Below are 26210 nucleotides of genomic sequence, written 5' to 3' on the forward strand. Positions count from 1 at the left end.
GGGGCCGCCCGCGCGGCGGGCCTGTGGCAGGCGCGGGATCGGCATGGCGTGGTGAGGGCTATCAGCGGCCACCCCCCGCGAGACAGGCTGGCGGGGGCATCGCTGTGTAGGGGGGAAGGAAGAAGTGGCTTACCAGGCGGCCCTGAGCTGGCCGATGGGCTTGAACTGCTCGTCGCGAAGGCCGACCAGCAGCGTCTTGCCATCGGCCTGCAACCTGAATTCGCCGTAGCGCGCCGCCTCGAACTGCTCACCCGTGCCCTCCTCGAAGAAGAAGGCATCGGGCCCGATCCGCCACTGACCATCCTGGCGGCGGGCCTGCAACAGGCGCTGATCCTCCTCAAGTGCCTCCGGCTTGCCGTCGGTCACCCAGTGCGCCACCTGCTGCTCATCGAGCTGGATGACCAGGGTATCGGTTGCCGCCTTCTCCTGGCCCAGGCTCACCAGCTGGCGGGCTATCTCGTAGTTCAGTCGCATGTAATCCCCCTGCATCAGGGAACGGGGATCGACGGGGGCGAGGCGCAGCAGCACCACCTCGCCGCTGCTCATGGCGCGTTCGAAGCGCCAGACGGTGACGTTGATGCCCACCAGGATGGCCAGGCCGGTCAGCAAGAGGGCGAGGCGTCTCATGATGGGGTCCTCCCGCTCAGGTGTTTCAACAGCTGGCGGGCCCCGAGCAGCAGGGCTCCCGAGCCCAGCAGCAGCCAGGATTTGGTCATCAGGGTCAGCCCCAGATCGTAGTAATAGAGGGAGCCAAAGCCGAGCAACAGCAGGCCCGCCAGGGTCATCAGCCCGAGACTCCCGGCATAAAAACCGAGTACCAGCACCAGGGCGCCGGTTCCCATGCCGGGAATGATGGCGCTGATCAGCACCAGCGGCAGGCCATAGAGCAGCGGCAGCTTGAGCCGGATCATGACCCCGAGCAGCAGGGCCGCGCACAGCACGGGATTGAGCCAGAGCGGCAGTCGGGAGTGGCCCAGCTCGTCGAGCACACTGCCGCCGCTTTCCCACAGCGGATGGTGCAAGCGGCCCAGCACCAGCAGGGAGAGGGCCAGCCCCAGGGTGAGAGACTCATAGAGCTGATGGCGCATGGGCTCCCGCTCGGCCAGCAGCCAGCAGGCGGTGAGCGCGGCCATCACCAGCGGCAGCGCCAGCAGTTGCAGGCCGAGGCAGGCGAGGGCCAGGGTGAGCAGCAGGGCGGCGGCGAAGCTGTGAAACAGCCGCACCAGCCAGTGCTCGAACAGGGCGGCTATCCCCAGCGAGAGCGCGGTGAGGCCGAGCCAGAGCGGAGCCGAGTGCAGATCGACCCGGTCGATGAGGCCATAGAGCAGCCAGGCATCGGCCGCGAGCGCCAGCGCCAGCACGAACTGATCCCCCAAATCGCTGGACTTGGTGCTGCGTTTGGCCCGGCGATTGAGGCCGAGGGCCGCGGCCATCAGGATGGCACCCATGGCGAGGGCATGGTTGGCCTCCTGGGTGAGTTCGTCGAATGCCATGAACAGGAAGAACAGCAGGAAGAGGGCCGCTATCCAGCCCACCATGCCGAGCAGGAAACGGCTCGACCAGTGAGGCTGATCGTCGAGGGGGGCTTCGCCCTCCACCAGATTGGCGGCCAGCAGCCGCTGCCAGGGGGTCAGCTCAGACATGTTGCCTCCGTTGCTGTTGCAGCCAGCGGCTGGCCGCGACCGAGAGGCCGATGGCGATGAGGCTCAGCAGCAGGAAGCCGTTCACGTCGGGCTCCATCCACTTGCCAAGGGCCGCGAGGGTGACGGCGATGAGGCTCAGACACCCCATGGCGAGCCCGGCGATGAATCTATGGTGCCAGCGCAGATAGGCGGCGATGAGCCAACCGAGCCAGACGGGCCATACCCAGGGGGAGGCGGCATCAAACAGTGCCAGCAGGGCGAGCAAGGTGATGCCGAGCCCGGCCGCCAGCCCCGCGAGCCAGGAAGGCATCAGCTTGAAGCGGGCGGGCACCAGCAGCAGCGCACCCCAGAGCGCGGCGTTGAACAGGGTCAGGCACCAGCCGAGGGCCTGCTCATCGAACGCAAAGAAGAAGCCGAACAGGCCGAGCCGCCAGTAGAGCACCAGCGCCAGCTGGCCGAGCAGCCAGCAGAGGGTCCAGAGCAGTGGGCTCATACCCAGAGCCGCCAAAGGCAACAGCAGCAGGGCCCAGGTGGCGAACAGCTGCCAGGGGTCGGCGCCGGTCTGATAGGTCTGGCCCACCAGCGCCAGCAGGGCGCCGATGTTGAGGGCCACCGCCAGCAGCAGGGCCTGGCGGGGGGACTCCGTCATGGGTTTGCGCCACAGCACCAGCAGCATGGCGAGCAGGGGCAGCTCCAGCAGGGCGAGGCGGGAAAGGCGGCCGAGCGCCTGCCAGTTGAAGGCGACGAAGAAGACCAGACCGGCGCCCAGACACAGGCAACCAAGCCAGAGCAGCAGCCTGTCGAACAGCCACTGCCAACGCGCGCTGGCGGGGGGAAGGCCCATCAGCGCGAGGGCGGGCGGCAGGTTTGCCGGTGCGAGGCGGCCGCGTCTGACCCAGTCGAGCAGGGTCTGTCTTGAGGTGAGGTGCATGGCAAGGCTCCCAAGTGCCTGTCTGTCCTTGTGTTTGTCGCATTATGGCACGGTGCGGCGGCCCGGGGCAGACCCCGACCGGGTGGCTGCGACAGCCGCTCGGCCGTTGGGGGAGCGGCATGGGTTGCCTGGGAGACACCACAGGGAGGCACAAAAAAGCCCCGTTCTGGGATCGGGGCTTGATGAGGCTGGCGCTCTGGTGGGGTAAGTCAGTGCTCACGCTGACCTCCCTACCTTATGAGGGCCGCATCAGACGAAGAGCAGGGTACTGACGCCGAGCCCGACAAACAGCACGGCGCAGGCGATGCGGATCCCCTGGAGGGGCAGCTTGTCGGCGCCGAGTTTGCCAAGCAGCACCACGGGCACGTTCGCCAGCATCATGCCGAGGGTGGTACCGGCGATGACTTGGGTGAGGGAGTCGTATTTGGCCGCCAGCAGCACTGTAGCTATCTGGGTCTTGTCCCCGATCTCGGCGATGAAGAACAGCACGAAGGTGGCCATGAAGGGGCCGTACTTGTCGAGGGAGCTCTCCTCATCGTCCATCTTGTCCGGCACCAGGATCCAGGCCGCCATGGCGATGAAGGCTGCCGCCACCAGGTAGGTCATCACCTTGGGATCCAGCCAGTTGCTGATGAACCCGCCTATCCAGGCGGCACCCGCATGGTTGAGCAGAGTCGCCGCCAGCATGCCGGCGATGATGGGCCAGGGTTTTCGAAAACGACAGATGAGCAGCAACGCCAGCAGCTGGGTCTTGTCGCCGATCTCGGCGATGGCCACGCTCAGGGTTGAGGTTAACAAGGCTTCCATAAAAATAACCGGGGGACGGAATTGTTATACCTATGACAAGCCTGCGCCATCCGTCCCCGGTATTGGCACTGGCCCGTCAAAGGTCTTGTCAAATCCGGCATTGCCCGGATCATCCTGACCATGGTGAGTTGGCACCAAGTATGTTGATCAGGATCGCGCGTCGGTTTTGGCTATAAAAGCGGGACCGGCGGCGAGACTACTCCCCCTCGATGGGAGCGGGCATTCTAGGGAAAAAGTCGAAGCGAGACAAGGCTATTAGCCACCCACCAGCTTGACGCTGAAGCCGGCCTTCTCCAATTCGGCCTTGATCAGGTCCCGTTTATCCCCCTGGATCTCGATGATCCCGTCTTTCAGACCGCCACCGGTACCGCATTTCTTCTTGAGCAGGGTTGCCAGTGTTTTCTGCTGATCTGCCGGCACGCCGTGGACGGTGATGACGCCGGCGCCCTTGCGGCCCTTGGTCTCGCGGCGGATGCGCACCACCCCATCGGTGGGAAAGGGGGAGGCGGGCTGGACGCTGGTGGATTCCTTGATCATGCCGCCGTCCGTGCTGTAGACCAGGCGGTTGTTGTTGTCTGGGGTCATGGTAAATCTTTGTGAGTTAGCTGAGCGGAGTTTGATTTTACGCAAATAAAAGTTGGGGGCACAGCTTATAATTCCCCGACTAAAAGCGAATTATTCTTGTTTAACTTCAGGAGTCAGCCATGGTTCTCACGCAGTTGTCGCCGGGGCAGAGTGCTCGCATCAAGAACATGAACCAGTTGACGCGCCCGCTACGACGCAAGCTGATGGTGATGGGCCTGCTGCCTCAGACTGAAGTCATCTACCTGCGCACGGCGCCCCTCGGCGATCCGCTCCAGATCCAGTGCCAGGGCATCTGTCTCTCCATGCAAAAGAGCCTGGCGCAGCAAATAGAGGTGGAGGTGTTATGAACCCCTTTCAACAGCAGAGCCTGATACAACGCATCGAGGTCAAACCGACATGAGCTACAACCTGGTTACGGTCGGCAATCCCAATAGCGGCAAAACCTCGCTGTTCAACGCCCTGACCGGCGCCCGCCAGCAGGTGGGCAACTGGAGTGGGGTCACCGTCGACAAGAAGATGGGCGAGTTTTCCGCCGGCGGCCACGACTATCAGCTGATGGATCTGCCCGGCATCTACGCTCTGGCCAATCAGGAGGCGAGCCTCGACGAGCAGATCGCCAGCCGCTACGTGCAGGGCCAGCAGCCGGACTTGCTGCTCAACGTCATCGACGCCGCCAATCTGGAGCGCTCCCTTTATCTGACTCTGCAACTGCGCGAGCTGGGCCTGCCCATGGTGGTGGTGCTCAACAAGATCGATCTGCTGCAAAAACGCCGGGTCACCATAGACGAAGCCCTGCTCGCCGAGGCGCTCGGCTGCCCCGTGGTGTCGCTGTCGGCCCACAATCGCCAGCAGGTGGCGGCCTTCAAGGCGCAGATCCAGCAGTTTATCGGCAAGACCCAGCCCGCGCTGGTGCTCGATTACGGCCAACCCCTCGAAGCCGACATCGCCGAGCTGGAGACCCTGCTCGCCCCCCATCATCTGGCCACCCGTGGTCGTGCCCTGCGCCTGCTGGAGGAAGACATCGCCATGCAGGAGACCCTGCAGGCCGGTCAGCAAGCCGCCGCCAGCAACCTGATTCGGCGTGCCCACAACGCCCAGGACATCGATCTGCAACTGGCGGATTTGCGCTACGGTCACATCCATCACTGGAGCCAGCAGGCGTGCCGCCAACAGGGCAAGCTCACCGTCGCCCAGAGCGAGTGGCTGGACAGGGTGCTGCTCAACCGCTGGGTCGGCATTCCCTTCTTCCTGCTGGTGATGTACCTGATGTTCATGTTTGCCATCAAGGTGGGCAGCGCCTTCATCGACTTCTTCGACATCCTGGGCGGTGCCCTGTTCGTGGACGGGATCCATCATCTGCTGGGGCTCATCAATGCCCCGGACTGGCTGGGGGCCGTGCTGGCGGACGGCATCGGCGCCGGTCTGCAGACGGTGGCGACCTTCATCCCGGTGGTGGGTTGTCTGTTCCTGTTCCTCGCGGTGCTGGAGAGCTCGGGTTACCTGGCCCGCGCCGCCTTCGTGGTAGATGCCCTGATGCGCCGCCTCGGCCTGCCCGGTAAGGCCTTTGTGCCCATGCTGATGGGCTTTGGCTGCACCGTGCCCGCGGTGATGGCGACCCGCACCCTGAATTCCGAGCGTGAGCGGCTGATGACCTCGGCCATGGCGCCCTTCATGTCCTGCGGCGCCCGTCTGCCGGTCTATGCCCTGTTCGCGGTGGCCTTCTTCCCCGAATCCGGCCAGAACCTGGTGTTCGGCCTCTATCTCTTCGGCATTCTGGTGGCGGTGCTCACCGGCCTGTTCCTGCGCAGCACCCTGCTGCCGGGCAAGAGCGACGCCATGGTGATGGAGATGCCGGACTACGAGTGGCCCCGTCCGGTGGACGTGGGGATCCGCACCTGGCAAAAACTCAAGGCCTTCATCTTCGGCGCGGGCAAGACGATCGTGCTGATGGTGGCGGTGCTGAGCGTGCTCAATTCCCTCGGCACGGACGGCAGCTTCGGCAACCAGGATCAGGAGAGCTCGGTGCTGAGCAAGCTGAGCCAGACGGTGACGCCGGTGTTGCATCCCATCGGGATCCGTGAGGAGAACTGGCAGGCGACGGTCGGCATCCTGACCGGCATCTTCGCCAAGGAGGCGGTCGTCGCCACCCTCAACAGCCTGTACGCCGGCAACACCGGGGATGAGGAAGAGGCACAATACTCCCTGATCGCCAGCCTGCAGGAGGCCCTCGCCACTATCCCCGCCAACCTGGCGGACATCGATCCGGCGGATCCCATGGGGATTAAGGTCGGCGATCTGGAAGACAAGCAGGCGGCCGCCGAGGCGCAGGAGGTCGACACCTCCACCTACGGCAACATGCAGACTCACTTCGACGGCGCGGCCGGGGCCTTCGCCTACCTGCTGTTCGTGCTGCTCTACATGCCCTGCGCCGCCGCCATGGGCGCCCTGGTGCGGGAAACCGGTAGGCAGTGGGCGCTGTTCACCGCCGCCTGGTGCAACTACACGGCCTTCCTGTGTGCCACCGTCTTCTATCAGGTGGCCACCTTCGCCGCTCACCCCGAGCAGAGCCTGCTGTGGGTCGCGAGCTACGGTCTCTCCCTGGTGCTGCTGTGGTGGTTTGGCCGTCGTCACGGCGACATAGTGGCACGCAAGGTGGTAACCCTATGATCTTGCGCGAATTGGGTGACTATCTGGCGGTGCAGCAGAGGGTGAGCCGGCGGGAGCTGGCCCGCCACTTCCACACCTCGGAGGATGCGGTGGAGGCCATGCTCGGCGTCTGGATGCGCAAGGGGCGCGTCGCCAAGCGGGAGACCCAGGTGTGCGGCGGCAACTGCTGCGGCAAGAGCCAGGAGGTGATGTTCGAGTGGTGCGAGCCCGGCCAGATCGGCGTGATCCAGCAGAGCTGAGCTTGCCATCCCATAACAAAGAACCCGCCATCGGCGGGTTCTTTGTTATCTGCGCCTCGGCGCTCCCAAGGTTTGGGCTCACTCCAGCCTGGCCAGCATCTCTTTGGTGACCAGCACTATGCCCTGCTCGGTGCGGTAGAAGCGGCGAGCGTCCTCATCGGCGTTCTCTCCCACCACCAGCCCCTCCGGCAGTCGGCAGCCCTTGTCGATCACCACCCGGCGCAGCCGGCAGCCGGCTCCTATCTCGACGCCGGGGAAGACCACCGCCTGATCCAGGGTGCAGAAAGAGTCGACCCGCACGTTGGGGAACAGGACTGAGCTCGTGATAAAGGAGCCGTTGACGATGGTGCCGCCGGCGAACATGGAGTTGATGGCCAAGCCGTGCTGGCCGTTTTCGTCTTGCACGAACTTGGCGGGTGGGATCATCTTCTGGCTAGTCCAGATGGGCCAGTTCTGATCGTAAATATCGAGCTCGGGGGTGACGGAAGTGAGATCCATGTTCGCCTCCCACAAGGAGTCCACGGTGCCGACATCACGCCAGTATGGGCGTGTCTGGTGGCAACTGCCGACGCAGGAGAGGCCGAACGGATGGGCGTAGGCGGTCCCCTCCCTGACGACCCGCGGGATCACGTCCATGCCAAAGTCGTGGTGGGATGCCTCATTGGCGAGATCCTCCTCCAGCAACTGATAGAGATACTCTGCCTCGAAGATGTAGATCCCCATGGAGGCCAGCGCGGTGTCGGGCTTGCCGGGCATGGCGGGCGGATCCGTTGGCTTCTCGACGAAGTGGTGGATCTTGCGATCCTCACCGACGGCCATCACGCCAAAGGCACTCGCCTCGTGGCGTGGCACCTCGATGCAGGCCACTGTCACCTTGGCACCGAGCTGGACGTGATCGAGCAGCATGGCGGCATAGTCCATCTTGTAGATGTGATCGCCGGCCAGCACGACCACGTATTTGGGGGCGTGCTCGCGAATGATGTCCAGGTTCTGATACACAGCGTCGGCGGTGCCACGATACCAGCTGACTTCGTCCACCCGTTGCTGGGCGGGAAGCAGCTCGATGAACTCGTTCATCTGGTAGCGCAGGAAGGACCAGCCCGATTGCAGGTGGCGCAGCAGACTGTGGGACTTGTATTGGGTCACGACACCCACCCGGCGAAGACCGGAGTTGATGCAGTTGGAGAGCACGAAGTCGATAATGCGAAACTTGCCGCCGAAGGGTACCGCCGGCTTTGCTCTGTGATCCGTCAACTGCCGCAGACGGCTGCCTCGGCCTCCGGCAAGCACCAGTGCCATGGTCTCGTTCAACAACTGTCTTGCTCTTGCTGTACTGGTTGGTTGTAACGACATTTATCCCCCCTTTTTATTAGTGGAACACTTGATACGGTGTCCCATTTGGGGATCAGTGGCTTTGTTTTCAATCATGCTTTGTCGTCGGGAGGATGATTAATTGATGGATGTGTCACTTGAGTGATCGGCGAGGTTCAAAAGAGGGCCGGATGTCGTCTTGAGGAAGGGGAGGGGTATGGCGGCAGGCTAGGGTTGTACCCACCCCCGATGCGGGGTGGGTAGTGTGATGAGCGCTAGAGCAGATCGGGTCCACCATCCTTGGTGGGCTCCAGGCTCCAGCCGCTGGCATCGGCGCTGCTGGCTATCTGTCCCTTTTCCCGCCACAGCTTGATCTTGAGGCGCAGGTTGTTGGCCGAGTCGGCGTTCTTCACCGCCTCTTCCTCGTCGATCACCCCTTCCACCACCAGATCGAACAGGGTGCTGTCGAAGGTGACCATGCCGAGGGCCCTGGATTTTTCCATGATCTCCTTGAGGCTGCCAAACTCCCCGCGCTTGATGAGATCGCGCACCGTGTGGGTGCCGAGCATCACCTCCACCGCCGCCCGGCGCCCGCCATCGGTGGTCTTCACCAGCCGCTGGGAGACGAAGGCCTTGAGGTTGTTGCCCAGATCGTTGAGCAGCTGCGGACGGCGCTCCTCGGGGAAGAAGTTGATGATGCGATCCAGCGCCTGGTTGGCGTTGTTGGCGTGCAGGGTGGAGATGGCGAGGTGACCGGTCTCGGAGAAGGCCAGCGCGTGTTCCATGGTCTCCCTGTCCCGAATCTCGCCGATCAGGATCACGTCAGGGGCCTGGCGCAGGGTGTTTTTCAGCGCCGCGTGGAAGCTGCGGGTATCCACCCCCACCTCGCGCTGGTTGATGATGCTCTTGCGGTGGCGATGCACGAACTCCACCGGATCCTCGATGGTGATGATATGGCCGCCGCTGTTGCGGTTGCGATGATCAATCAGCGCCGCCAGCGAGGTGGATTTGCCCGAACCCGTGCCACCGACGAACAGCACCAGGCCGCGCTTCTCCATGATGGTGTCGAGCAGCACCGGCGGCAGCTTGAGATCCTCGAAGCGCGGGATCTCGGTCTTGATGTTGCGCGCCACCAGGGAGACCTCGTTGCGCTGCTTGAAGATGTTGATCCGAAAGCGGCCAACCTGGGGCAGGGAGATGGCGAGGTTCATCTCCAGCTCCTTCTCGAACTGCTGCTTCTGCTCGAGATCCATGATGTCGGCGGCGATCCTGGCCACTTCGCCGGGCTCCAGCGGTGTCTCGCTCAAGGGGCGCAGGGCGCCGTTGAACTTGGCGCAGGGGGGGGCGCCGGTGGAGAGATAGAGATCCGAGCCATCCTGCTTGGCCAGGGTCTGTAGCATGTCGCGCAATTCCATGTTTTGCCTCGTCACTCAAAGGGATGCGGTGGTGATTGATGTGCTTGAGTGTACCTTGTCAGGCGCCGGTGAGTTTCTCGCGAAACACAAAAAAGACCGCCCCCATGATGCAGAGCCCGGCCCAGAGATAGTCCCATTTCAGGTCTTCTTTCAGATAGAAGACGGAGAAGGGCACGAATACCGTCAGGGTGATTACCTCCTGCAGGATCTTGAGCTGACCGACGGTGAGCACAGTGTGGCCGATGCGGTTGGCGGGCACCTGCAACAGGTACTCGAACAGCGCGATCCCCCAGCTCACCAGGGCGGCGATGATCCAGGGTTTGTGGTTCATGCTCTTGAGATGGGCATACCAGGCGAACGTCATGAAGACGTTGCTGCAGATCAGCAATCCGATGCTGGTGACGATAGGGTTCATTAGGTTCTCCTTTGAAATCAATGCATTTTATCTCGACTTCATGGGTTTCCATAAGTGGGGCTTGAGGGTATTTTTATCCCACAAGGATGAAGCAACATAAGGCTGGAGATGGATGGGCAAGACAAGCTGGGGAGTGCTTGGCCTGCTGTTTGCCTGCATGGTGCCCGTTGCCTCCATGGCAAACGGAGCACCAACCCTGACGGTGGTGACCGATGTCTGGCCGCCGTTTCGCATGCTCGCGCAGGACGACGAGTTTTATGGCCTGGATATCGATATTCTGCGCCAGTTGCAGGCCCGCAGCGGCATCGTACTCGAACTCAAGCGGGTGCCGTGGGGGCGGGCCCTCAAGCAGATGCAGACCGGTCAGGCCGACCTGATGATAGGACTGGCGCTGACGGCGGAGCGTGCCGCCTTCATCAATTATCTGCAACCGGCCTACTACCAATGCCGTCCGGCGTTTTATGGCAAGCCGGCGGCGGTCGCCAGCCTGCGGACCCAGGACGATCTGCGAGGCAGGAAGCTGGGCTATGTGCTCAATTCCGCCTACTTTGATGCCTTCGACAACGACCAGAGTCTCGACAAGCACGGCGTGCCTACCGAGGATCAGTTGCTGCGCATGGTGGAGCGCGGCCACCTGCCGCTGATGATAGGCACCGACTGCCAGGTGGATTATGCCCTCAGCCAGCGCAACGACGCCGGTCTCATCAAGGCGGATTATCGCCCGCCACACCCTGTGCTGCTCTATCTGGGCATGAGCAAGCGCTCACCCCATCAGCGTCTCGAACCTGTGCTGGCACAGGCGCTGCAAGAGATGGTGGCAAGCGGCGAGGTAGAGGGGCTGGCCAAGGCCTACCACCCTTGACCTCGGGTAGCCGGGCGCTGTTATCATGCAGCTTTCCTGCTGGCTCCCCACTCGGTAGCCGAGCCTGTCTCATTTCGGGGATCCCGCGTGTATCTCGCTCTCATCCATCGCCAGCGGCGCTGGCAGCGCCATTGGCTGATCGCCCTGTCGCTGCTCACGCTCTCATTGTTCCTGCTGTCCCTGGCCTGGGGAGAATTCCTGCTGCTGCCCTGGCAGCCGCTGGGTGAGCTGGAGCGCCACATACTGCTGGAGCTGCGGCTGCCGCGCGCCCTGCTGGCCCTGCTGGCGGGGGCGGCGCTCGCCTGTGGTGGCGCCGTGCTGCAGGTGATGCTGCACAACCCGGTGGCGGAGCCCGGCCTGCTCGGCGTCTCGAGCGGTGCAGGCCTTGCCGCCATGGTGGCGATGGCGGTGGCCAAGTCCCTCGGCGTCTATTTGCCGGGCTGGGGTCTGTCTCTTGCGGCCTTCGGCGGTGCCCTGCTGGTGACCATGCTGCTCATTCGGCTGGCGCGCCGGGCCCGGCTCGGCCACGCCAAGTTGCTGCTGTTCGGGGTCGCCATCGGTATCCTCACCAACGCGGCCATGACCTGGCTGATGTATTTTGCCGACGACGCCTCCTTGCGCGAATTCATGTTCTGGATGATGGGCAGCCTCTCCTATGGCAGCCAGCAGCTCGCCTGGTGGTGGCTGGTGCTGCCGCTGACCCTCGGCTGGCTCTGTTGGCAGGGCAGGGCCTTGCAGCAACTGCTGCTGGGGGAGACCCAGGCTCGTCTGATGGGGCTGGATGTGGACAGGGTGCGGGTGCGGCTGGTGCTGGCGGTCTGCCTGCTGACCGGGATTGCGGTCGCCCTGTGCGGGGTCATTGGCTTCGTCGGGCTGGTGGTGCCCCATCTGCTGCGCCTCTGTGGTGGCAGCGATCAGCGCTTCCTGTTGCCCGCCTCGGCCCTCGGTGGCGGTGCCCTGCTGCTCGGCGCCGATCTCATCGCCCGCTCGGCCCTGAGCGCCGGCGAGCTGCCCATCGGGGTCATCACCGCCTCGGTGGGGGCACCGCTCTTCATCTATCTGCTGCTGAGGCAAGACGCCAATGCCTGACCGTTCCCATGCAGTGCTCGCAGCCCGTGCGCTGGCCATCCCCGAGCGGTTGGCTCCGTTGGATCTCGCCTGGGGCGGCGGCCAGCTGGTGGCCCTGCTCGGCCCCAATGGCAGCGGCAAGTCGACCCTGCTCGGCGCCCTGGCCGGCATCCTTCCCGGGAAGGGGGATGTGCTGCTCGAAGGTCAATCCATCTCGCAGATGAGCTGGCCTGAGCTTGCTCAGCAGCGTGCCATGCTACCCCAGCGCCAGCCCCAGCTGTTTCATATCCCGGTGTTTCAGGTGCTGAGCCTGGGACTGGCCGAGACAACAGCGCCCGAGCTGCGCAATCAGGCGGTGGCCGAGCTGTGCGCGGCGCTCGAGCTGGAGGGGTTGCTGGCGCGAGACTTCAGCCGCCTGTCCGGTGGCGAGCAGCAGCGGGTGCTGATCGCCCGCACCCTGCTGCAGATCTGGCCCGGGCTCAATCCGGCGGGGCGGGTCCTGCTGCTGGACGAGCCGCTGGCGGGACTGGATCTGCACCATCAGCTCGCCTTGCTGCGCCTGCTCAAGCAGCTGACTCGACAAGGGCTGCTGGTGGTGATCGCCATCCACGACATCAACTTGGCCATCGACTGGGCGGATCGCATTCTCTGCCTGCAAGGGGGGCAGGTGGTGAGCGAGGGGGGCACAGAGCTTATCGACGAAGCCTTGCTGGCCCAGGTGTTCCAGATAAAGACGGATCGCATCGAGGCCGCTGGCCGGGTCTGGTTTATGCCGAGCCTGTAATGGACAAAGGCCCTGGCGTTAGCCGAGGGCCTTTTTGAAGAAGACGACCCGCTCTGTTTCGCAGAAACCGAGCCGCTCATGCATTCGCTGTGAGGGGAGGTTGTCGATGGCGGCATCGGAGGCGAGCTCGCGGCAACCCTGTTCACGGCCCCACTGCGCCACCTGGGCGATCAAGGCACGGGCCAGCCCGCACTGGCGCAGCGCCGGCAGCACATACACCCCTTCCAGATAGACCACAGGGCTGCTTTCGCAGCCGTTCACATAATCCTGGCGCAGGGCTGCATCGGCAAAAGCCACCGCCTGATCCTGCTCATCCAGCGCCAGAAAGGCGTTCAGGCGTGTATTGGCCAGCATCTCGCGCCCCTCCTGCTGATGGGCGCCGAGCTCATGGTGTGGCCAGAGTTGTTGGCGCAGGGTCGCCCACTGCGCCAGCCGTGCCTCATCGAGAGGCACTATCCGCCAGGCGGTCTCTGCCATGCCGGGTTCAGCCTTGCTGCTTGGCAAGGCGCACCTGGGCGGCTTCTGCCAGCATGGCCAGCAGGGTCTCGGTGTCGGCCCAGGACAGGCAGGCATCGGTGATGCTCTGGCCGAAGGTGGCGGCGCAGCCGTTCTCCACATCCTGACGGCCTTCCACCAGGAAGCTCTCGGCCATGATGCCGGCGATGCCGGTGCGGCCACGGCGCAGCTGATCGCAGATATCCTGCGCGACCAAGAGCTGGCGGCGGTGATCCTTCATGCTGTTGCCGTGGCTGAAATCCACCACCAGCCGCTGGGGCAGACCGACGTCGGCCAGGGCCTCGCAGGCCTCGTCCACGCTCGCGGTATCGTAGTTGGGGCGATGGCCGCCGCGCAGGATCACGTGACCATAGGGGTTGCCGGCGGTGCGGTAGATGGTCATCTTGCCGTCCTTGTCCGGGGAATAGAAGATGTGGCTGTGGCGGGCGGCGCGCACCGCATCGATGGCGATGCGGGTGTTGCCATCGGTGCCGTTCTTGAAGCCGACCGGGCAGGAGAGGGCGGAGGCCATCTCGCGGTGCACCTGGGATTCTGTGGTGCGCGCGCCGATGGCGCCCCAGGTGATGAGATCGCTGATGTACTGGCCGGTCACCATGTCGAGGAACTCGGTGGCGGTGGGCATGCCGGTCTCGTTGATGTCGACCAAGAGTTTGCGGGCCAGTTTCAGACCCTCGTTGACGTCGAAGCTGCCGTCCAGGCGGGGATCGTTGATCAGCCCCTTCCAGCCGACGATGGTGCGCGGCTTCTCAAAATAGGTGCGCATCACGACACAGAGGCTCTCTTTATACTGCTCGCGCAGGGCGTTGAGGCGCAGGGCATAGTCGTGGGCGGCGGCCGGATCATGGATGGAGCAGGGGCCGACGATGACCAGCAGGCGCTGATCCTCACCGGCCAGGATGGCTTCCACGTCGCGGCGGGCATCCAGCAGGTTCTGGGCGATGCGGTCATTGATGGGGAAGGCGTGCGCGAGCTCGCTCGGAGTGATCAAGGACTCCAGTGGGCGGGTGCGCAATTCATCGGTGTGAATGGACATTCGACTCAATTCTCGAGTGGGTGAGGTGGGCGGTCGCCTGATGGCGTGCCGAAAAGGCAAAGGGATAAAATAAAGTAAAAATCCCCTGATGGAAACCTTCAAGGGCTCTGCTAGGATGTGAGCCCAAAAGCCATTCCAAATGAGGTAGTTATCGTGGCAAAGCCAGGCGCGACCGGGGTCACTCGCATCATCAATGCAACCGGTTACAGCATGAAAGGACTCAAATCAGCCTGGATTAACGAGGCCGCCTTCCGTCAGGAGCTGGTGCTGATCCTGCTGTTGATGCCGCTGGCCTTCTGGCTCGGGGACTCCCTCAACCAGATCTTGCTACTCATCTGCATCAGCTGGCTGGTGGTGATCGTCGAGGTGCTCAACTCCGCCATCGAGGCCGTGGTCGACCGTGTCGGCTCCGAACATCACGAACTGTCGGGACGCGCCAAGGATCTGGGCTCCGCCGCCGTCTTTATCGCCCTGGCCCTCAACGCTCTGGTGTGGGGCGCATTGGTGGGACGCAATCTGCTGGGCTGGTGGTAAGCGCCACTTTGCTAGGCGATAGCGACTGACAACGGGGAGGGCACCTCTCTACTGGTGGTCGCGGGGGATAAGAGCATTGCCGCCGTGGGGTCAGGGCCCTTATCTGAAGGTGCATGGCAACGCCATTTTTGTGGAATATCATGCTAATAAAAACTTAGTTACCAGTGTTAAATATCGTTATTTCCCGCCAATAAACCATGAGTTGAGGTTAGGTCGCCACCGCCTTCTTCAATAAAAAAGCCCGTCATCGAGACGGGCTTTTTGTTGGGCGCGTGAGCGGCGACTCAGGCCATTGGATCAGAGGTCATCAGTGCAGAATACGGGCGCGGATGGTGCCACCGATCTCCTTGAGCCTGGCGAGCGCCTTCTCGCTGTGCTCGGTCTCCACGTCGATCACCACGTAGCCGATGTGGCTGCTGGTCTGCAGGTATTGACCGGCGATGTTGATCCCCTCGTCGGCGAAGATCTGGTTGATCTGGTTCATGACGCCCGGCTGGTTGCGGTGGATGTGCAGCAGGCGGCTGGAGCCCTTGTGACCGGGCAGTGAGACTTCCGGGAAGTTGACGGCGGAGAGGGTGGAGCCGTTGTCGGAGTACTTGACCAGCTTGTTGGCCACTTCCAGCCCGATGTTCTCCTGGGCTTCCTGGGTGGAGCCACCGATGTGCGGGGTCAGGATCACGTTGTCCAGGCCGCGCAGCGGGGTCAGGAACTCCTCGTCGTTGGACTTGGGCTCGGACGGGAAGACGTCGATGGCGGCGCCGGAGAGGTGGCCGCTCTTGATGACGTCGGCCAAGGCCTCGATGTCCACCACAGTGCCACGGGAGGCGTTGATGAAGATGGCGCCGGGTTTCATCATGCGCAACTGCTCGGCACCGATGAGATCCTTGGTGGAGGCGGTCTCCGGCACGTGCAGGCTGATGACGTCGGACATGTTGAGCAGCTCCACCAGATTCGGCACCTGGATGGCGTTGCCGAGCGAGAGCTTGTTCTCGATGTCGTAGTAGTAGACCTTCATGCCGATCATCTCGGCGATGATACCAAGCTGGGTACCGATGTGGCCGTAGCCGATGATGCCGAGCTTCTTGCCACGGGCCTCGACCGAGCGGTTGGCGAGTTTTTCCCAGACGCCGCGGTGACACTTGGCGTTCTTCTCCGGGATGCCGCGCAGCAGCAGCAGGATCTCGCCCAGCACCAGTTCGGCCACCGAGCGGGTGTTGGAGAAGGGGGCGTTGAACACCGGAATGCCGCGCACATGGGCGGCGTCGAGGGCAACCTGGTTGGTGCCGATGCAGAAGCAGCCGATGGCGACCAGCTTGCCGGCGGCGTCCAGCACCTTCTCGGTGAGCTGGGTGCGGGAGCGCAGGCCGACGAAATGCACGTCACGAATGCGCTCGATCAGATCCTCTTCCGACAGGGAAGTCTTGAGATACTCCACACTGGTGTAACCGGCGGCACGGAAGGTTTCCACCGTGTTGGGATGGACTCCCTCCAGCAGCAGTACCTTGATTTTATCCTTGTCCAGCGAAAACTTGGCTGTCATGACGATCCCTCTATTGTTTTAAAAATGCGTGCAGGTATGCGGTGTGAAGAAAACCGTAAAGTAGCAAAAACGTTTGTGAGAGGGAATATTTGTGACGAAAGTCAAATTCTTTGATGTTATCAACGTTTGTTGTAAAGCGTGGTTTGCAACTGATTGAGGAATAACTAAAAACGGCGCCATCAGGCGCCGTCATTGCGGTGTTACGCCATTATTGGGTAACGACGCCATCTGGGGTACCGATCAGCACCACGTCTGCACCACGGTGAGCGAACAAGCCGTTGGTGACGACGCCCACGATGGCATTGAGCTGTGTTTCCAGCGCCTTGGCGTCGTGGATGGCCATGCCCTTGACGTCCAGGATGATGTTGCCGTTGTCGGTGACCACCCCCTCACGCCATACCGGGTTGCCGCCCAGTTTGCGGATCTCGCGGGCCACGTATTCGCGGGCCATGGGGATCACCTCCACCGGCAGCGGGAAGGTGCCGAGCACCTCGACCGTCTTGGTGTTGTCGATGATGCAGATGAACTTGTCGGCCACGGCGGACACGATTTTCTCGCGGGTCAGGGCAGCGCCACCGCCCTTGATCATGTCGCGGCTGGCGTTGATCTCGTCGGCGCCGTCCACGTAGACGGAGAGGGCATCGATGTCGTTGAGATCATACACCTTGATGCCGAAACCCTTGAGGCGCTCGGTGGAGGCGATTGAACTCGATACCGCACCCTTGATCTCGTCCTTCATGGTCGCCAGGGCGTCGATGAAGTGATTGACGGTAGAGCCGGTGCCGACCCCGACGATGGTGCCGGGAATCACGTATTTGAGTGCAGCCCAACCGGCCGCCTTCTTCATTTCATCTTGAGTCATGATCGATCCTCTGGGAAAAAGCGGGCGCATTATATCCAAGCCCGCCTGTCAGAGCGACCACGGCGCTCACGTTCCGGCCCAAAAACCCCCAAGATGTAAATCGTTTGCCTGTTTATTGGGCACCCCAGCGAAAAAGCACCGGCACGGCGAGCACATTGGCGTCCAACCGCCCTGGCAAAGGCGGCGTGATGAGGTGGCTTGAAGAGACCGCTGCCTCGCGCTAGCGGGAAAACTGCCAGCGGCGGCCGGGGGTGATGATCTCGGGCAGCGGCACGTCCCACTGCTCCTTGGGCACCGCATCCACCTGTTGGCAGTCGTGGGCCAGCCCAAGGGGTCTTGGGCCCACTCCGTGCGCGTGCCAGTCGGCCAGGGTGCGATCATAATAACCGCCCCCCATGCCGAGCCGGTTGCCTGCCGCATCGAAGGCCACCAGCGGGGTGCAGATGATGTCCAGCGCGTCGTGGGGGAGCACCAGGGACGGGTCGAGCTCGGGTTCGGGGATGCCGTAGCGGTTGCGGGTCATGGGGCTGGTAGGGGTGTAGCGTTGAAACAGCAGGTGGCCCGGGGCATCGGGGTGCAGCACCGGCAGGAATACCTCCTTGTGCTGGGCCCAGAGCCACTGGATGGCGGCCAGGGGATCGAGCTCGCCGTCGTTGGCGAGATAGAGGGCGATGCGCCTGGCTGCGAGGATCTCAGGGTGCCCCTGGAAGCGGACCACCAGCTGCGCGGCGGCGGCTTGCTGCTCGGCCGGGCTCAGGCTCTTCCTGCGCTGGCGAATGAGTTGGCGCAGGGATTGTCGCTCATCGGGTCGAGCAGATGGGGTATCCGGCATGGGGGCTCCTGTGATGGCACCGAAAGGCTGGGGTTACCTTAACAAGGGTCATCCGGGATGAAAAGCGAAGGAGGGATAAAGCCAGTTCTGAGCGGGTCCCGTGGTGAGGGCCCAGCCAGTGACGGGCGCTGCTTGGTACAGCGCCCGGTATCAAAGAATGGCGACTCAGGCAGCTTGCCGCTGCTCGGTGGCGCTTCTCGTCTGATGCTTGATAAACACCGCCACTATGGCAGCTAAAGCCAGGGCCATGGGATAGAAGCTCATGCTCACCACCGCCAGCGGCGACAGCGCGAAGATGGAGCCGAGCAGCAGCGCCTGGGCGCCCCAGGGGATGAGGCCCTGTACCACGCAGGAGAAGATATCCAGCATGGAGGCGGCGCGGCGCGGGGTGACCCCGTGCTGCTCCGCCAGATCTCGCGCCACCTTGCTGGCGACGATGATGGCCACTGTATTGTTGGCGGTGCAGAGGTTGGTGAGGCTCACCACCCCGGCGATGCCGAGCTCGGCCGCCTTCTCGTTCTGCTCACCGTCGTGGGCGCGGGTGAAGCGGGCAATCAGGGCCGCGATGCGGGCGCTGATCCAGGCCAGTCCCCCTTGGCGTTCCATCAGGGCGCCGAGGCCGCCGATCAGCATGGAGAGCAGGAAGATCTCCTGCATGCTGGTGAAGCCCTGATAGATATCCTTGCTGAACTGACCGAGGGGATAGTTGCCGACCAGGCCAACGCCACCGGCGGCCAGGATGCCGAGTCCCAGCACCACGAACACGTTCATCCCGCTGAGGGCCAGCACCAGGATCAGCAGATAGGGGGCGACCTTGAACAGATCGGCGCCGGCGGTAGCGGCTGGCACTGCACCGGTAGAGCCCAGCAGCAGGTAGAGCAGGATCACCAGCACGGCGGCGGGGGCGGCAATCTTGACGTTCTCCCGGAACTTGTCCTTCATCTCGCAGCCCTGACTGCGGGTCGCGGCTATGGTGGTGTCGGAGATGATGGAGAGGTTGTCGCCGAACATGGCACCGGAGAGGATGGTGCCCGCCATCAGCACGGGGCTGATGCCGGTCGCCTGGGCGACGCCGAGTGCCACCGGCGCCACGGCGCCTATGGTGCCCATGGAGGTGCCCATGGCAGTGGCAATGAAGGCGGAGATGAGGAACAGACCCGGCAACAGGAACCAGCCGGGGATCAGCGAGAGACCCAGCGCGACTGTGGCATCCACCCCGCCGGTGGCCTTGGCCACGGTGGCGAAGGCACCCGCCAGCAGATAGATGAGGCACATGGCCATGATATTGCTGTCACCGACCCCCTTGAAGAAGGTCTCGAGGTTCTTGTTGAACCCCTCTTTGCCCAGCATCAGCGCCAGCATGACGGCGGGCAGGGCGGCCACGGGGGCGGGCAGTTGATAGAAGGCGAACTCGACCCCCTGCAGGGTCAGCCAGGTGCCGGTACCGATGAAGAGAGCAAGAAAGACCAGCAGGGGCAGCAAGGCCCTGGCACTGGGTTGGGTCTGGATCATGTGTTCCTCGAAACTTGAACAATGACCTCCTGTCGCGGCCTGTGTGAATCCGGATCACTCGGGCACAGGGTGGGCATCCTGCCGCTATGGGGGGCCCACGGTAGTGAGTCAGGGTCATTTGGTCAAGATAGACGTCCAGATGGACATTTTTTTTATCTTACAATTCCGCAATTTCGATTAAATCTGTTGAATATTCGGATTTTAATTGAGTAATCCGTTTATTTGTTGGTGTCGAAACCACGGCCACGGCGAGCTTTTCAAAGGGGACGCGGGCTGGTAAAACGGTCATCTTTCCATAAAACAAACAGATGAGAGGGTGGAGATGGACAATCCGATCCGTGTGGCCGTGATGGGCTGTAATGGTCGTATGGGCAAGGTGCTGCTGGAGGCCATCACCAACGCCGAGGGCGTGGTGGTCGGGGCGGCGCTGGAGCGACCGGGCTCTGCCGTGATAGGGCTGGATGCCGGTGAGCTCAACGGCCTCGGCAAGCTGGGGGTGAGCATCAGCGACAGCCTGGACAAGGTGCGCGATGAGTTCGATCTCATCATCGACTTCACCCGCCCCGAGGTGACCCTGGTGAACCTGGCGTTCGCCCTGGCCCATCACAAGCAGATGGTGATCGGCACCACCGGTTTCGACGAGGCGGGCAAGGCGGCCTTGCTGGCGGCGGGTGACAAGATTGGCATCGTCTTCGCCTCCAACTACTCGGTGGGCGTCAACCTGGTGTTCAAGCTGCTGGAGCAGGCCGCCAAGGTGATGGGGGATTACACCGACATCGAGATCATCGAGGGGCACCACAGACACAAGGTGGATGCCCCCTCCGGCACCGCGCTCTCCATGGGGGAAGTGGTGGCCAAGACGCTCGGACGTGACTTGAAAGAGTGCGCCGTTTACGGCCGCGAAGGGATCACCGGCGAGCGGGATCGCAACACCATCGGCTTTGCCACCATCCGTGCCGGCGATCTGGTGGGGGAACACACCGTCATGTTTGCCGACATCGGCGAGCGGGTGGAGATCAGCCACAAGGCCTCCAGCCGTCTGACCTTCGCCAACGGTGCCGTGCGGGCGGGCAAGTGGCTCAAGGGCCAGCATGCCGGGCTCTACGACATGCAGGACGTGCTCAATCTGAAATAAGGCGCCAGAGCGCCGGTGAGGGGGTCGCCACCCGGCTGCCTCGGCGTCGTCATCCTGTTGCCAGACCCCGGTTCGCCGGGGTTTTTCTTGTCTTTTTGTATAAATCTGGCTTAAGCACTGTTTTTTCTTCGAACCATGTCAAATTCTCACAATCTCCAATTCCTCCCGCGCCTGCATTGCGAAAATGTCATCAAAGGGTAACGGGATTGAGCCTCAACACCCCCCGCGAACGCATTTTTTTACATCCCACAAAAAAGACTAAAAATGCAAAACAAGAAAAACGCTTTCCATCTTCTTTCACCAATTATCTCCCATTAAATATGGCTTTAAAGGTCTGGTTGTTTATTTTTTAAAATCATATGTGTTTGTTTTTAACGTAGTAAATATTGGTTTGTGCTCTTTGCATGGTATATGGGTCGACTTTGATTGCTGGTTTCTGCGTTTCTTTTCGAACAGGGGGTTGCAAAGCAAGTTAGTGCATAGATAATGGGTAATGTTGCTTTTTTATTGAATTTAGATGCATTTAAAACGAGAAAAGACGTTGAAATGCGATCATTTTTGAGTAGAATGCGCCCAATTTGCCAGAAATCTGCCGGGTTTGAACCTGTTTCAAACAGCGTCCGGACCCGCAACACCCAGGTAAATTGCTGAATTTAAAGCTAAATAACTGGAGGTTGTCTTGAATCACACTGCATTGCTAGTGCTGGAAGATGGAACGGTATTCAAAGGCGTGTCGATAGGCGCCGAGGGATGTTCCGTTGGTGAAGTGGTTTTCAATACGTCGATGACGGGCTATCAGGAAATCCTCACCGATCCCTCCTACTCCCGTCAGATCGTTACCCTCACTTACCCCCATATAGGCAACACCGGCACCAACAGCGAAGATGAAGAGTCCAGTCAAATCCACGCTCAGGGATTGATCATCCGGGATCTTCCGATACTTGCCTCCAATTTCCGCAGTCAGCAATCCCTCTCCGATTACCTCAAATCTCACAACATCGTTGGCATCGCCGACATCGACACTCGCAAACTGACCCGTATCTTGCGCGAGAAAGGCGCCTTGGCCGGTTGCATCCTGGCCGGCAAGCAGGTTGATGAGGCTCATGCCCTCGAACAGGCCCGTGCCTTCCCCGGTCTCAAGGGGATGGACTTGGCCAAGGAAGTCACCGTATCCGAGAGCTATAGCTGGACCGAGGGTAGCTGGCAGCTCGGCAAGGGGCACATCACCCCGGCGGCCGATGAGCTCAAATACCACGTGGTGGCCTACGATTTTGGCGTCAAACGTAACATCCTGCGCATGCTGGTGGACCGTGGCTGCCGCCTGACCGTGGTACCGGCCAAGACCCCGGCCGCCGAGGTGCTGGCCATGAATCCAGACGGTATCTTCCTCTCCAACGGCCCGGGGGATCCCGCGCCGTGCGACTACGCCATCGAGGCCATCAAGGCTTTCCTTGAAACCAATACCCCGGTGTTCGGCATCTGTCTGGGTCACCAGCTGCTGGGCCTGGCTTCCGGCGCAGAGACAGTGAAGATGAAGTTCGGCCACCACGGTGCCAACCACCCGGTGAAGAGCCTGGACGACAACACCGTGATGATCACCGCCCAGAACCACGGTTTTGCGGTCGATGACAACAGCCTGCCGGCGTGTCTGCGTGCCACCCACGTCTCCCTGTTTGACGGCTCCCTGCAAGGCATTCACCGCACCGACCGTCCGGCCTTCAGCTTCCAGGGTCACCCCGAGGCGAGCCCGGGCCCGCACGACTGTGCCGGTCTGTTCGACCACTTTATTGAATTGATCAAGCAGTATCGCGCTTAAGAGGAAAAGAGAAGCCATGCCAAAACGTAACGACCTACAGAGCATCCTGATCCTCGGCGCCGGCCCCATCGTCATCGGTCAGGCCTGCGAATTCGACTACTCCGGCGCCCAGGCCTGCAAGGCCCTGCGCGAGGAGGGCTACCGCGTCATCCTGGTGAACTCCAACCCGGCCACCATCATGACCGACCCCGAGATGGCCGATGCCACCTACATCGAGCCCATCACCTGGGAAGTGGTGCGCGAGATCATCAAGAAAGAGCGCCCGGACGCCGTATTGCCCACCATGGGTGGCCAGACCGCGCTGAACTGCGCGCTGGATCTGGAAAAACACGGCGTGCTGGCCGAGTTCGGGGTGGAGATGATCGGTGCCACCGCCGATGCCATCGACAAGGCCGAAGATCGCCGCCGCTTTGATATCGCCATGAAGAGCATCGGCCTCGAATGCCCCCGTGCCGGCATCGCCCACAACATGGAAGAGGCCTGGGGTGTGCAGCAGATGGTCGGCTTCCCCTGCATCATCCGCCCCTCCTTTACCATGGGCGGCTCGGGCGGCGGCATCGCCTACAACACCGAAGAGTTCGTCGAGATCTGCGAGCGCGGTCTGGACCTCTCGCCGACCAAGGAGCTGCTCATCGATGAGTCGCTGATCGGCTGGAAAGAGTACGAGATGGAAGTGGTGCGGGATCGCAACGACAACTGCATCATCGTCTGCACCATCGAGAACTTCGACCCCATGGGCATCCACACCGGTGACTCCATCACGGTCGCGCCAGCCCAGACGCTGACCGACAAGGAGTTCCAGATCATGCGCAACGCCTCCATGGCGATACTGCGCGAGATCGGGGTCGAGACCGGTGGCTCCAACGTCCAGTTCGGCATCAACCCGAAAGATGGCCGCATGGTCATCATCGAGATGAACCCGCGGGTGTCCCGCTCCTCCGCGCTGGCCTCCAAGGCGACCGGTTTCCCCATCGCCAAGATCGCCGCCAAGCTCGCCATCGGTTACACCCTGGACGAGCTGATGAACGACATCACCGGCGGCCGCACCCCGGCCTCCTTCGAGCCGGCCATCGACTACGTGGTTACCAAGGTGCCGCGCTTCAACTTCGAGAAGTTTGCCGGTGCCAACGACCGTCTGACGACCCAGATGAAGTCGGTCGGGGAAGTGATGGCCATCGGCCGCAACTTCCAGGAGTCCCTGCACAAGGCCCTGCGCAGCCTCGAGACCGGCAAGACCGGCTTCGATCCCATGGTCGACCTCAATGCCCCTGACTCACTGACCCGCATCCGCCACGAGCTGCAAGATGCTGGCTGTGACCGCATCTGGTACATCGCCGATGCGTTCCGCGCCGGTCTCTCCATGGACGGCATCTTCAAGCTGACCAAGATTGACCCCTGGTTCCTGGTGCAGATTGAAGACCTGGTGAAGCTGGAAGAGCAGGTGAAAGAGCGCGGCCTGGCCGGGCTCGATGCCGACTTCCTGCGCAGCCTGAAGCGCAAGGGCTTCGCCGATGCGCGTCTGGCCAAGCTGCTCGGCGTGGCCGAGGGTGAAGTGCGCAAGTTGCGTGCCCGCCACAACATCTTCCCCATCTACAAGCGGGTCGATACCTGCGCGGCGGAATTTGCCACCAACACCGCCTACATGTATTCGAGCTATGACGAGGAGTGCGAGGCCGCCCCGAGCAACCGCGACAAGATCATGATCATCGGTGGCGGTCCGAACCGCATCGGTCAGGGCATCGAGTTTGACTACTGCTGCGTGCACGCGGCTCTGGCCCTGCGCGAAGACGGTTACGAGACCATCATGGTCAACTGCAACCCGGAGACCGTCTCCACCGATTACGACACCTCGGACCGACTCTACTTCGAGCCGGTGACCCTGGAAGACGTGCTGGAAATCGTGCGCATCGAGAAGCCCAAGGGTGTCATCGTCCAGTACGGCGGCCAGACCCCGCTCAAGCTGGCTCGTGCCCTGGAGGCGAACGGCGTGCCGATCATCGGCACCAGCCCGGATGCCATCGACCGCGCCGAAGACCGCGAGCGGTTCCAGTCAGCCGTCGAGCGCCTCGGCCTCAAGCAGCCGGAGAACGGCACCGTTACGACCCTGGAGCAGGCGGTGCTGACTGCCGAGCGGATCACCTACCCGCTGGTGGTGCGCCCCTCCTACGTACTGGGTGGCCGCGCCATGGAAATCGTCTATGACGAGACCGACCTGCGCCGCTACTTCACCGAAGCCGTGAGCGTCTCCAACGAATCGCCGGTGCTGCTGGACCGCTTCCTCGATGACGCCACCGAGGTGGATGTGGACGCCATCTGTGACGGCACCGACGTGGTCATCGGCGGTATCATGGAGCACATCGAGCAGGCCGGTATCCACTCCGGTGACTCGGGCTGTTCCCTGCCGCCTTACACCTTGTCCAAGAAGATTCAGGACGAGATGCGCGAGCAGGTGCGCAAGCTGGCGCTGGAACTCGGCGTGGTCGGCCTGATGAACGTGCAGTTCGCGGTCAAGGAAGAGGACATCTACCTCATCGAGGTGAACCCGCGTGCCGCCCGTACCGTGCCCTTCGTCTCCAAGGCGACCGGTGCGCCACTGGCCAAGATTGCCGCCCGCGTCATGGCCGGTCAGTCCCTGCGCGCCCAGGGCTTTACCACCGAGATCATCCCGCCTTACTACTCGGTGAAAGAGGTGGTACTGCCCTTTGCCAAGTTCCCGGGCGTGGATCCGCTGCTGGGGCCAGAGATGCGCTCCACCGGTGAGGTGATGGGGGTGGGCAGCAGCTTCGCCGAGGCCTATGCCAAGGCTCAACTGGGTGCCAGCAACGCCGTGCCCAAAGAGGGGCGCGCCCTCCTGTCCGTGCGTCACAGCGACAAGGCGCAGGTCGTTGACCTCGCCGCCAAGTTGCTGGAGCTCGGCTATGAGCTCGATGCCACCCACGGCACCGCCGTGGCGCTGGGTGAGGCGAGCATCAACCCGCGCCTGGTCAACAAGGTGCACGAGGGTCGCCCGCACATCCTGGATCGCATCAAGAACGGTGAGTACACCTACATCGTCAACACCGCCGAAGGGCGGGTGGCGATCCAGGACTCCAAGCAGTTGCGCCGCGCCGCCTTGCAACACAAGGTGGCTTATACCACCACCTTGAACGAGGCGTTCGCCACCTGCATGGCCATCAGCGTCGATGCCACCGCCAATGTGAACTCGGTGCAGGAACTGCATCAGAAGGTGAAAAACCGCTAAGGATTGCGCAGCAAGGGCAGGGGAGTTCCCCTTCCTTTTTTGCCCAACACACGCGAAGCCTGAAAAACCCCGCCAGCGATGGCGGGGTTTTGTTTTTTGGCCGAGCTGGCTGATCAGCGGTCCAGGGTACTGAGGTGCGCAGGTGAGAGGAAATATCGTCATTGAAAGGGTGAAGTCTCCCTTTTAATGTTATTAACGTAATAATTATTGCGTATTTATGACTTAAGCTGGCGATCTTAGCAATCACTCGCCAAGCTGGTCTCTATATACTGGTTTCTCATCAACAGGGTCGTCTGCGCCAGCAAGCATGGGCTGCGAGAGGATCAGGGCCAACGGCTTATCCGGCTGTGCAGGCCGGCACCTCTTATCAGGAGGGGCCACAGGAAACCGGTTGTGGGGTTACCGCCGCAGCAACCGTCAAGGGTCAGCGTTACCGCGCCAGCCCATTCCCCCTCGCTGTTC

The 26210-nt window shown here is 62.2% G+C and carries 24 protein-coding genes; 10 read left to right on the forward strand and 14 right to left on the reverse strand.

Annotated elements, in window-relative coordinates; genetic code table 11:
* Positions 1–129: 129 nt before the first annotated feature.
* The 5 genes from ACZ9IL_RS03835 to ACZ9IL_RS03855 all read right to left on the reverse strand — a co-directional run bounded on the left by ACZ9IL_RS03835 (position 130) and on the right by ACZ9IL_RS03855 (position 3966).
* A complete protein-coding gene (locus tag ACZ9IL_RS03835; protein ID WP_476002307.1) occupies positions 130–627 on the reverse strand; it encodes a GDYXXLXY domain-containing protein in 498 nt (165 codons plus the stop codon).
* Positions 624–1643: a DUF4401 domain-containing protein gene (locus ACZ9IL_RS03840; RefSeq protein ID WP_476002308.1), complete on the reverse strand. Its 1020-nt coding sequence runs from the start codon at positions 1641–1643 to the stop codon at positions 624–626. The genes ACZ9IL_RS03835 and ACZ9IL_RS03840 overlap by 4 nt, the downstream gene beginning before the upstream one ends.
* On the reverse strand, positions 1636–2574 hold the full coding sequence (locus ACZ9IL_RS03845; protein WP_476002309.1) for a DUF2157 domain-containing protein: 939 nt from the start codon (positions 2572–2574) through the stop codon (positions 1636–1638). Before ACZ9IL_RS03845 ends, ACZ9IL_RS03840 begins: the two co-directional genes overlap by 8 nt.
* A 249-nt stretch (positions 2575–2823) precedes the next feature.
* Positions 2824–3381, reverse strand: a complete 558-nt coding sequence (locus ACZ9IL_RS03850) for a TMEM165/GDT1 family protein (RefSeq protein ID WP_476002310.1) — start codon at positions 3379–3381, stop codon at positions 2824–2826.
* A 255-nt stretch (positions 3382–3636) separates the two neighbouring features.
* A complete protein-coding gene (locus tag ACZ9IL_RS03855) occupies positions 3637–3966 on the reverse strand; it encodes a stress response translation initiation inhibitor YciH (RefSeq protein ID WP_476002311.1) in 330 nt (109 codons plus the stop codon).
* Between the two features lie 119 nt (positions 3967–4085).
* Between ACZ9IL_RS03855 and ACZ9IL_RS03860 the strand changes: the two genes are divergently transcribed.
* The 3 genes from ACZ9IL_RS03860 to ACZ9IL_RS03870 are packed head-to-tail and all read left to right on the forward strand — an operon-like array spanning position 4086 to position 6872.
* Positions 4086–4313, forward strand: a complete 228-nt coding sequence (locus ACZ9IL_RS03860) for a FeoA family protein (protein ID WP_033131211.1) — start codon at positions 4086–4088, stop codon at positions 4311–4313.
* 49 nt (positions 4314–4362) lie between these two features.
* Complete coding sequence (gene feoB / locus ACZ9IL_RS03865) at positions 4363–6633, forward strand: Fe(2+) transporter permease subunit FeoB (protein ID WP_476002312.1); 2271 nt, start codon at positions 4363–4365, stop codon at positions 6631–6633.
* A complete protein-coding gene (locus ACZ9IL_RS03870) occupies positions 6630–6872 on the forward strand; it encodes a FeoC-like transcriptional regulator (protein ID WP_476002313.1) in 243 nt (80 codons plus the stop codon). The genes feoB and ACZ9IL_RS03870 overlap by 4 nt, the downstream gene beginning before the upstream one ends.
* Before the next feature lie 78 nt (positions 6873–6950).
* Here ACZ9IL_RS03870 and glgC read toward each other — a convergent pair whose 3' ends face one another.
* The 3 genes from glgC to ACZ9IL_RS03885 all read right to left on the reverse strand — a co-directional run bounded on the left by glgC (position 6951) and on the right by ACZ9IL_RS03885 (position 10013).
* A complete protein-coding gene (gene glgC / locus ACZ9IL_RS03875) occupies positions 6951–8225 on the reverse strand; it encodes a glucose-1-phosphate adenylyltransferase (protein ID WP_476002314.1) in 1275 nt (424 codons plus the stop codon).
* A gap of 233 nt (positions 8226–8458) precedes the next feature.
* Positions 8459–9598 (reverse strand): type IVa pilus ATPase TapW, encoded by a 1140-nt coding sequence (gene tapW / locus ACZ9IL_RS03880; protein ID WP_476002315.1) that lies wholly within the window; start codon positions 9596–9598, stop codon positions 8459–8461.
* Positions 9599–9656: 58 nt separating this feature from the next.
* Positions 9657–10013, reverse strand: coding sequence for a DMT family protein (locus ACZ9IL_RS03885; protein ID WP_033131216.1), 357 nt, complete (start codon positions 10011–10013; stop codon positions 9657–9659).
* A 112-nt stretch (positions 10014–10125) separates the two neighbouring features.
* Between ACZ9IL_RS03885 and ACZ9IL_RS03890 the strand changes: the two genes are divergently transcribed.
* From ACZ9IL_RS03890 to ACZ9IL_RS03900, 3 genes are all read left to right on the forward strand, one after another.
* A complete protein-coding gene (locus tag ACZ9IL_RS03890) occupies positions 10126–10875 on the forward strand; it encodes a substrate-binding periplasmic protein (RefSeq protein WP_476002316.1) in 750 nt (249 codons plus the stop codon).
* Between the two features lie 87 nt (positions 10876–10962).
* Positions 10963–11964: a vitamin B12 ABC transporter permease BtuC gene (gene btuC, locus ACZ9IL_RS03895; RefSeq protein ID WP_476002317.1), complete on the forward strand. Its 1002-nt coding sequence runs from the start codon at positions 10963–10965 to the stop codon at positions 11962–11964.
* Complete coding sequence (locus ACZ9IL_RS03900) at positions 11957–12727, forward strand: ATP-binding cassette domain-containing protein (RefSeq protein ID WP_476002318.1); 771 nt, start codon at positions 11957–11959, stop codon at positions 12725–12727. Before btuC ends, ACZ9IL_RS03900 begins: the two co-directional genes overlap by 8 nt.
* A gap of 18 nt (positions 12728–12745) precedes the next feature.
* Here the strand turns inward: ACZ9IL_RS03900 and aac(6') are convergent, their stop codons facing one another.
* Positions 12746–13204, reverse strand: coding sequence for an aminoglycoside 6'-N-acetyltransferase (gene aac(6'), locus ACZ9IL_RS03905; protein WP_476002319.1), 459 nt, complete (start codon positions 13202–13204; stop codon positions 12746–12748).
* Positions 13205–13211: 7 nt separating this feature from the next.
* The gene (locus tag ACZ9IL_RS03910) at positions 13212–14276 is read right to left on the reverse strand and encodes a 3-deoxy-7-phosphoheptulonate synthase (RefSeq protein ID WP_476002320.1); all 1065 of its coding nucleotides are present in this window, start codon (positions 14274–14276) and stop codon (positions 13212–13214) included.
* A gap of 153 nt (positions 14277–14429) precedes the next feature.
* Here ACZ9IL_RS03910 and ACZ9IL_RS03915 point away from each other — a divergent pair, with 153 nt between their 5' ends.
* Positions 14430–14810, forward strand: a complete 381-nt coding sequence (locus tag ACZ9IL_RS03915) for a diacylglycerol kinase (RefSeq protein ID WP_476002321.1) — start codon at positions 14430–14432, stop codon at positions 14808–14810.
* 307 nt (positions 14811–15117) lie between these two features.
* Here ACZ9IL_RS03915 and serA read toward each other — a convergent pair whose 3' ends face one another.
* The 4 genes from serA to ACZ9IL_RS03935 form a co-directional block, all read right to left on the reverse strand.
* Positions 15118–16350 carry a phosphoglycerate dehydrogenase gene (serA, locus tag ACZ9IL_RS03920; RefSeq protein ID WP_476002322.1) on the reverse strand — a complete coding sequence of 411 codons (1233 nt, stop codon included), beginning with the start codon at positions 16348–16350 and terminating at the stop codon, positions 15118–15120.
* A 208-nt stretch (positions 16351–16558) separates the two neighbouring features.
* Entirely contained in the window at positions 16559–17212 is a 654-nt protein-coding gene (gene rpiA / locus ACZ9IL_RS03925) for a ribose-5-phosphate isomerase RpiA (protein WP_476002323.1), read from the reverse strand.
* Positions 17213–17432: 220 nt separating this feature from the next.
* A complete protein-coding gene (locus ACZ9IL_RS03930) occupies positions 17433–18044 on the reverse strand; it encodes a 5-formyltetrahydrofolate cyclo-ligase (protein ID WP_476002324.1) in 612 nt (203 codons plus the stop codon).
* A gap of 165 nt (positions 18045–18209) precedes the next feature.
* Positions 18210–19556 carry a Na+/H+ antiporter NhaC family protein gene (locus ACZ9IL_RS03935; RefSeq protein WP_476002325.1) on the reverse strand — a complete coding sequence of 449 codons (1347 nt, stop codon included), beginning with the start codon at positions 19554–19556 and terminating at the stop codon, positions 18210–18212.
* Between the two features lie 322 nt (positions 19557–19878).
* On the opposite strand from ACZ9IL_RS03935, the gene dapB reads away from it, so the two are divergent.
* The 3 genes from dapB to carB all read left to right on the forward strand — a co-directional run bounded on the left by dapB (position 19879) and on the right by carB (position 25748).
* Positions 19879–20691 carry a 4-hydroxy-tetrahydrodipicolinate reductase gene (gene dapB, locus ACZ9IL_RS03940; RefSeq protein ID WP_476002326.1) on the forward strand — a complete coding sequence of 271 codons (813 nt, stop codon included), beginning with the start codon at positions 19879–19881 and terminating at the stop codon, positions 20689–20691.
* A 679-nt stretch (positions 20692–21370) separates the two neighbouring features.
* On the forward strand, positions 21371–22507 hold the full coding sequence (gene carA, locus ACZ9IL_RS03945; RefSeq protein ID WP_476002327.1) for a glutamine-hydrolyzing carbamoyl-phosphate synthase small subunit: 1137 nt from the start codon (positions 21371–21373) through the stop codon (positions 22505–22507).
* Between the two features lie 16 nt (positions 22508–22523).
* A complete protein-coding gene (gene carB, locus ACZ9IL_RS03950) occupies positions 22524–25748 on the forward strand; it encodes a carbamoyl-phosphate synthase large subunit (protein ID WP_476002328.1) in 3225 nt (1074 codons plus the stop codon).
* The last annotated feature ends 462 nt before the right edge of the window (positions 25749–26210 follow it).

The organism is Aeromonas sp. TECH754, assembly GCF_056279295.1.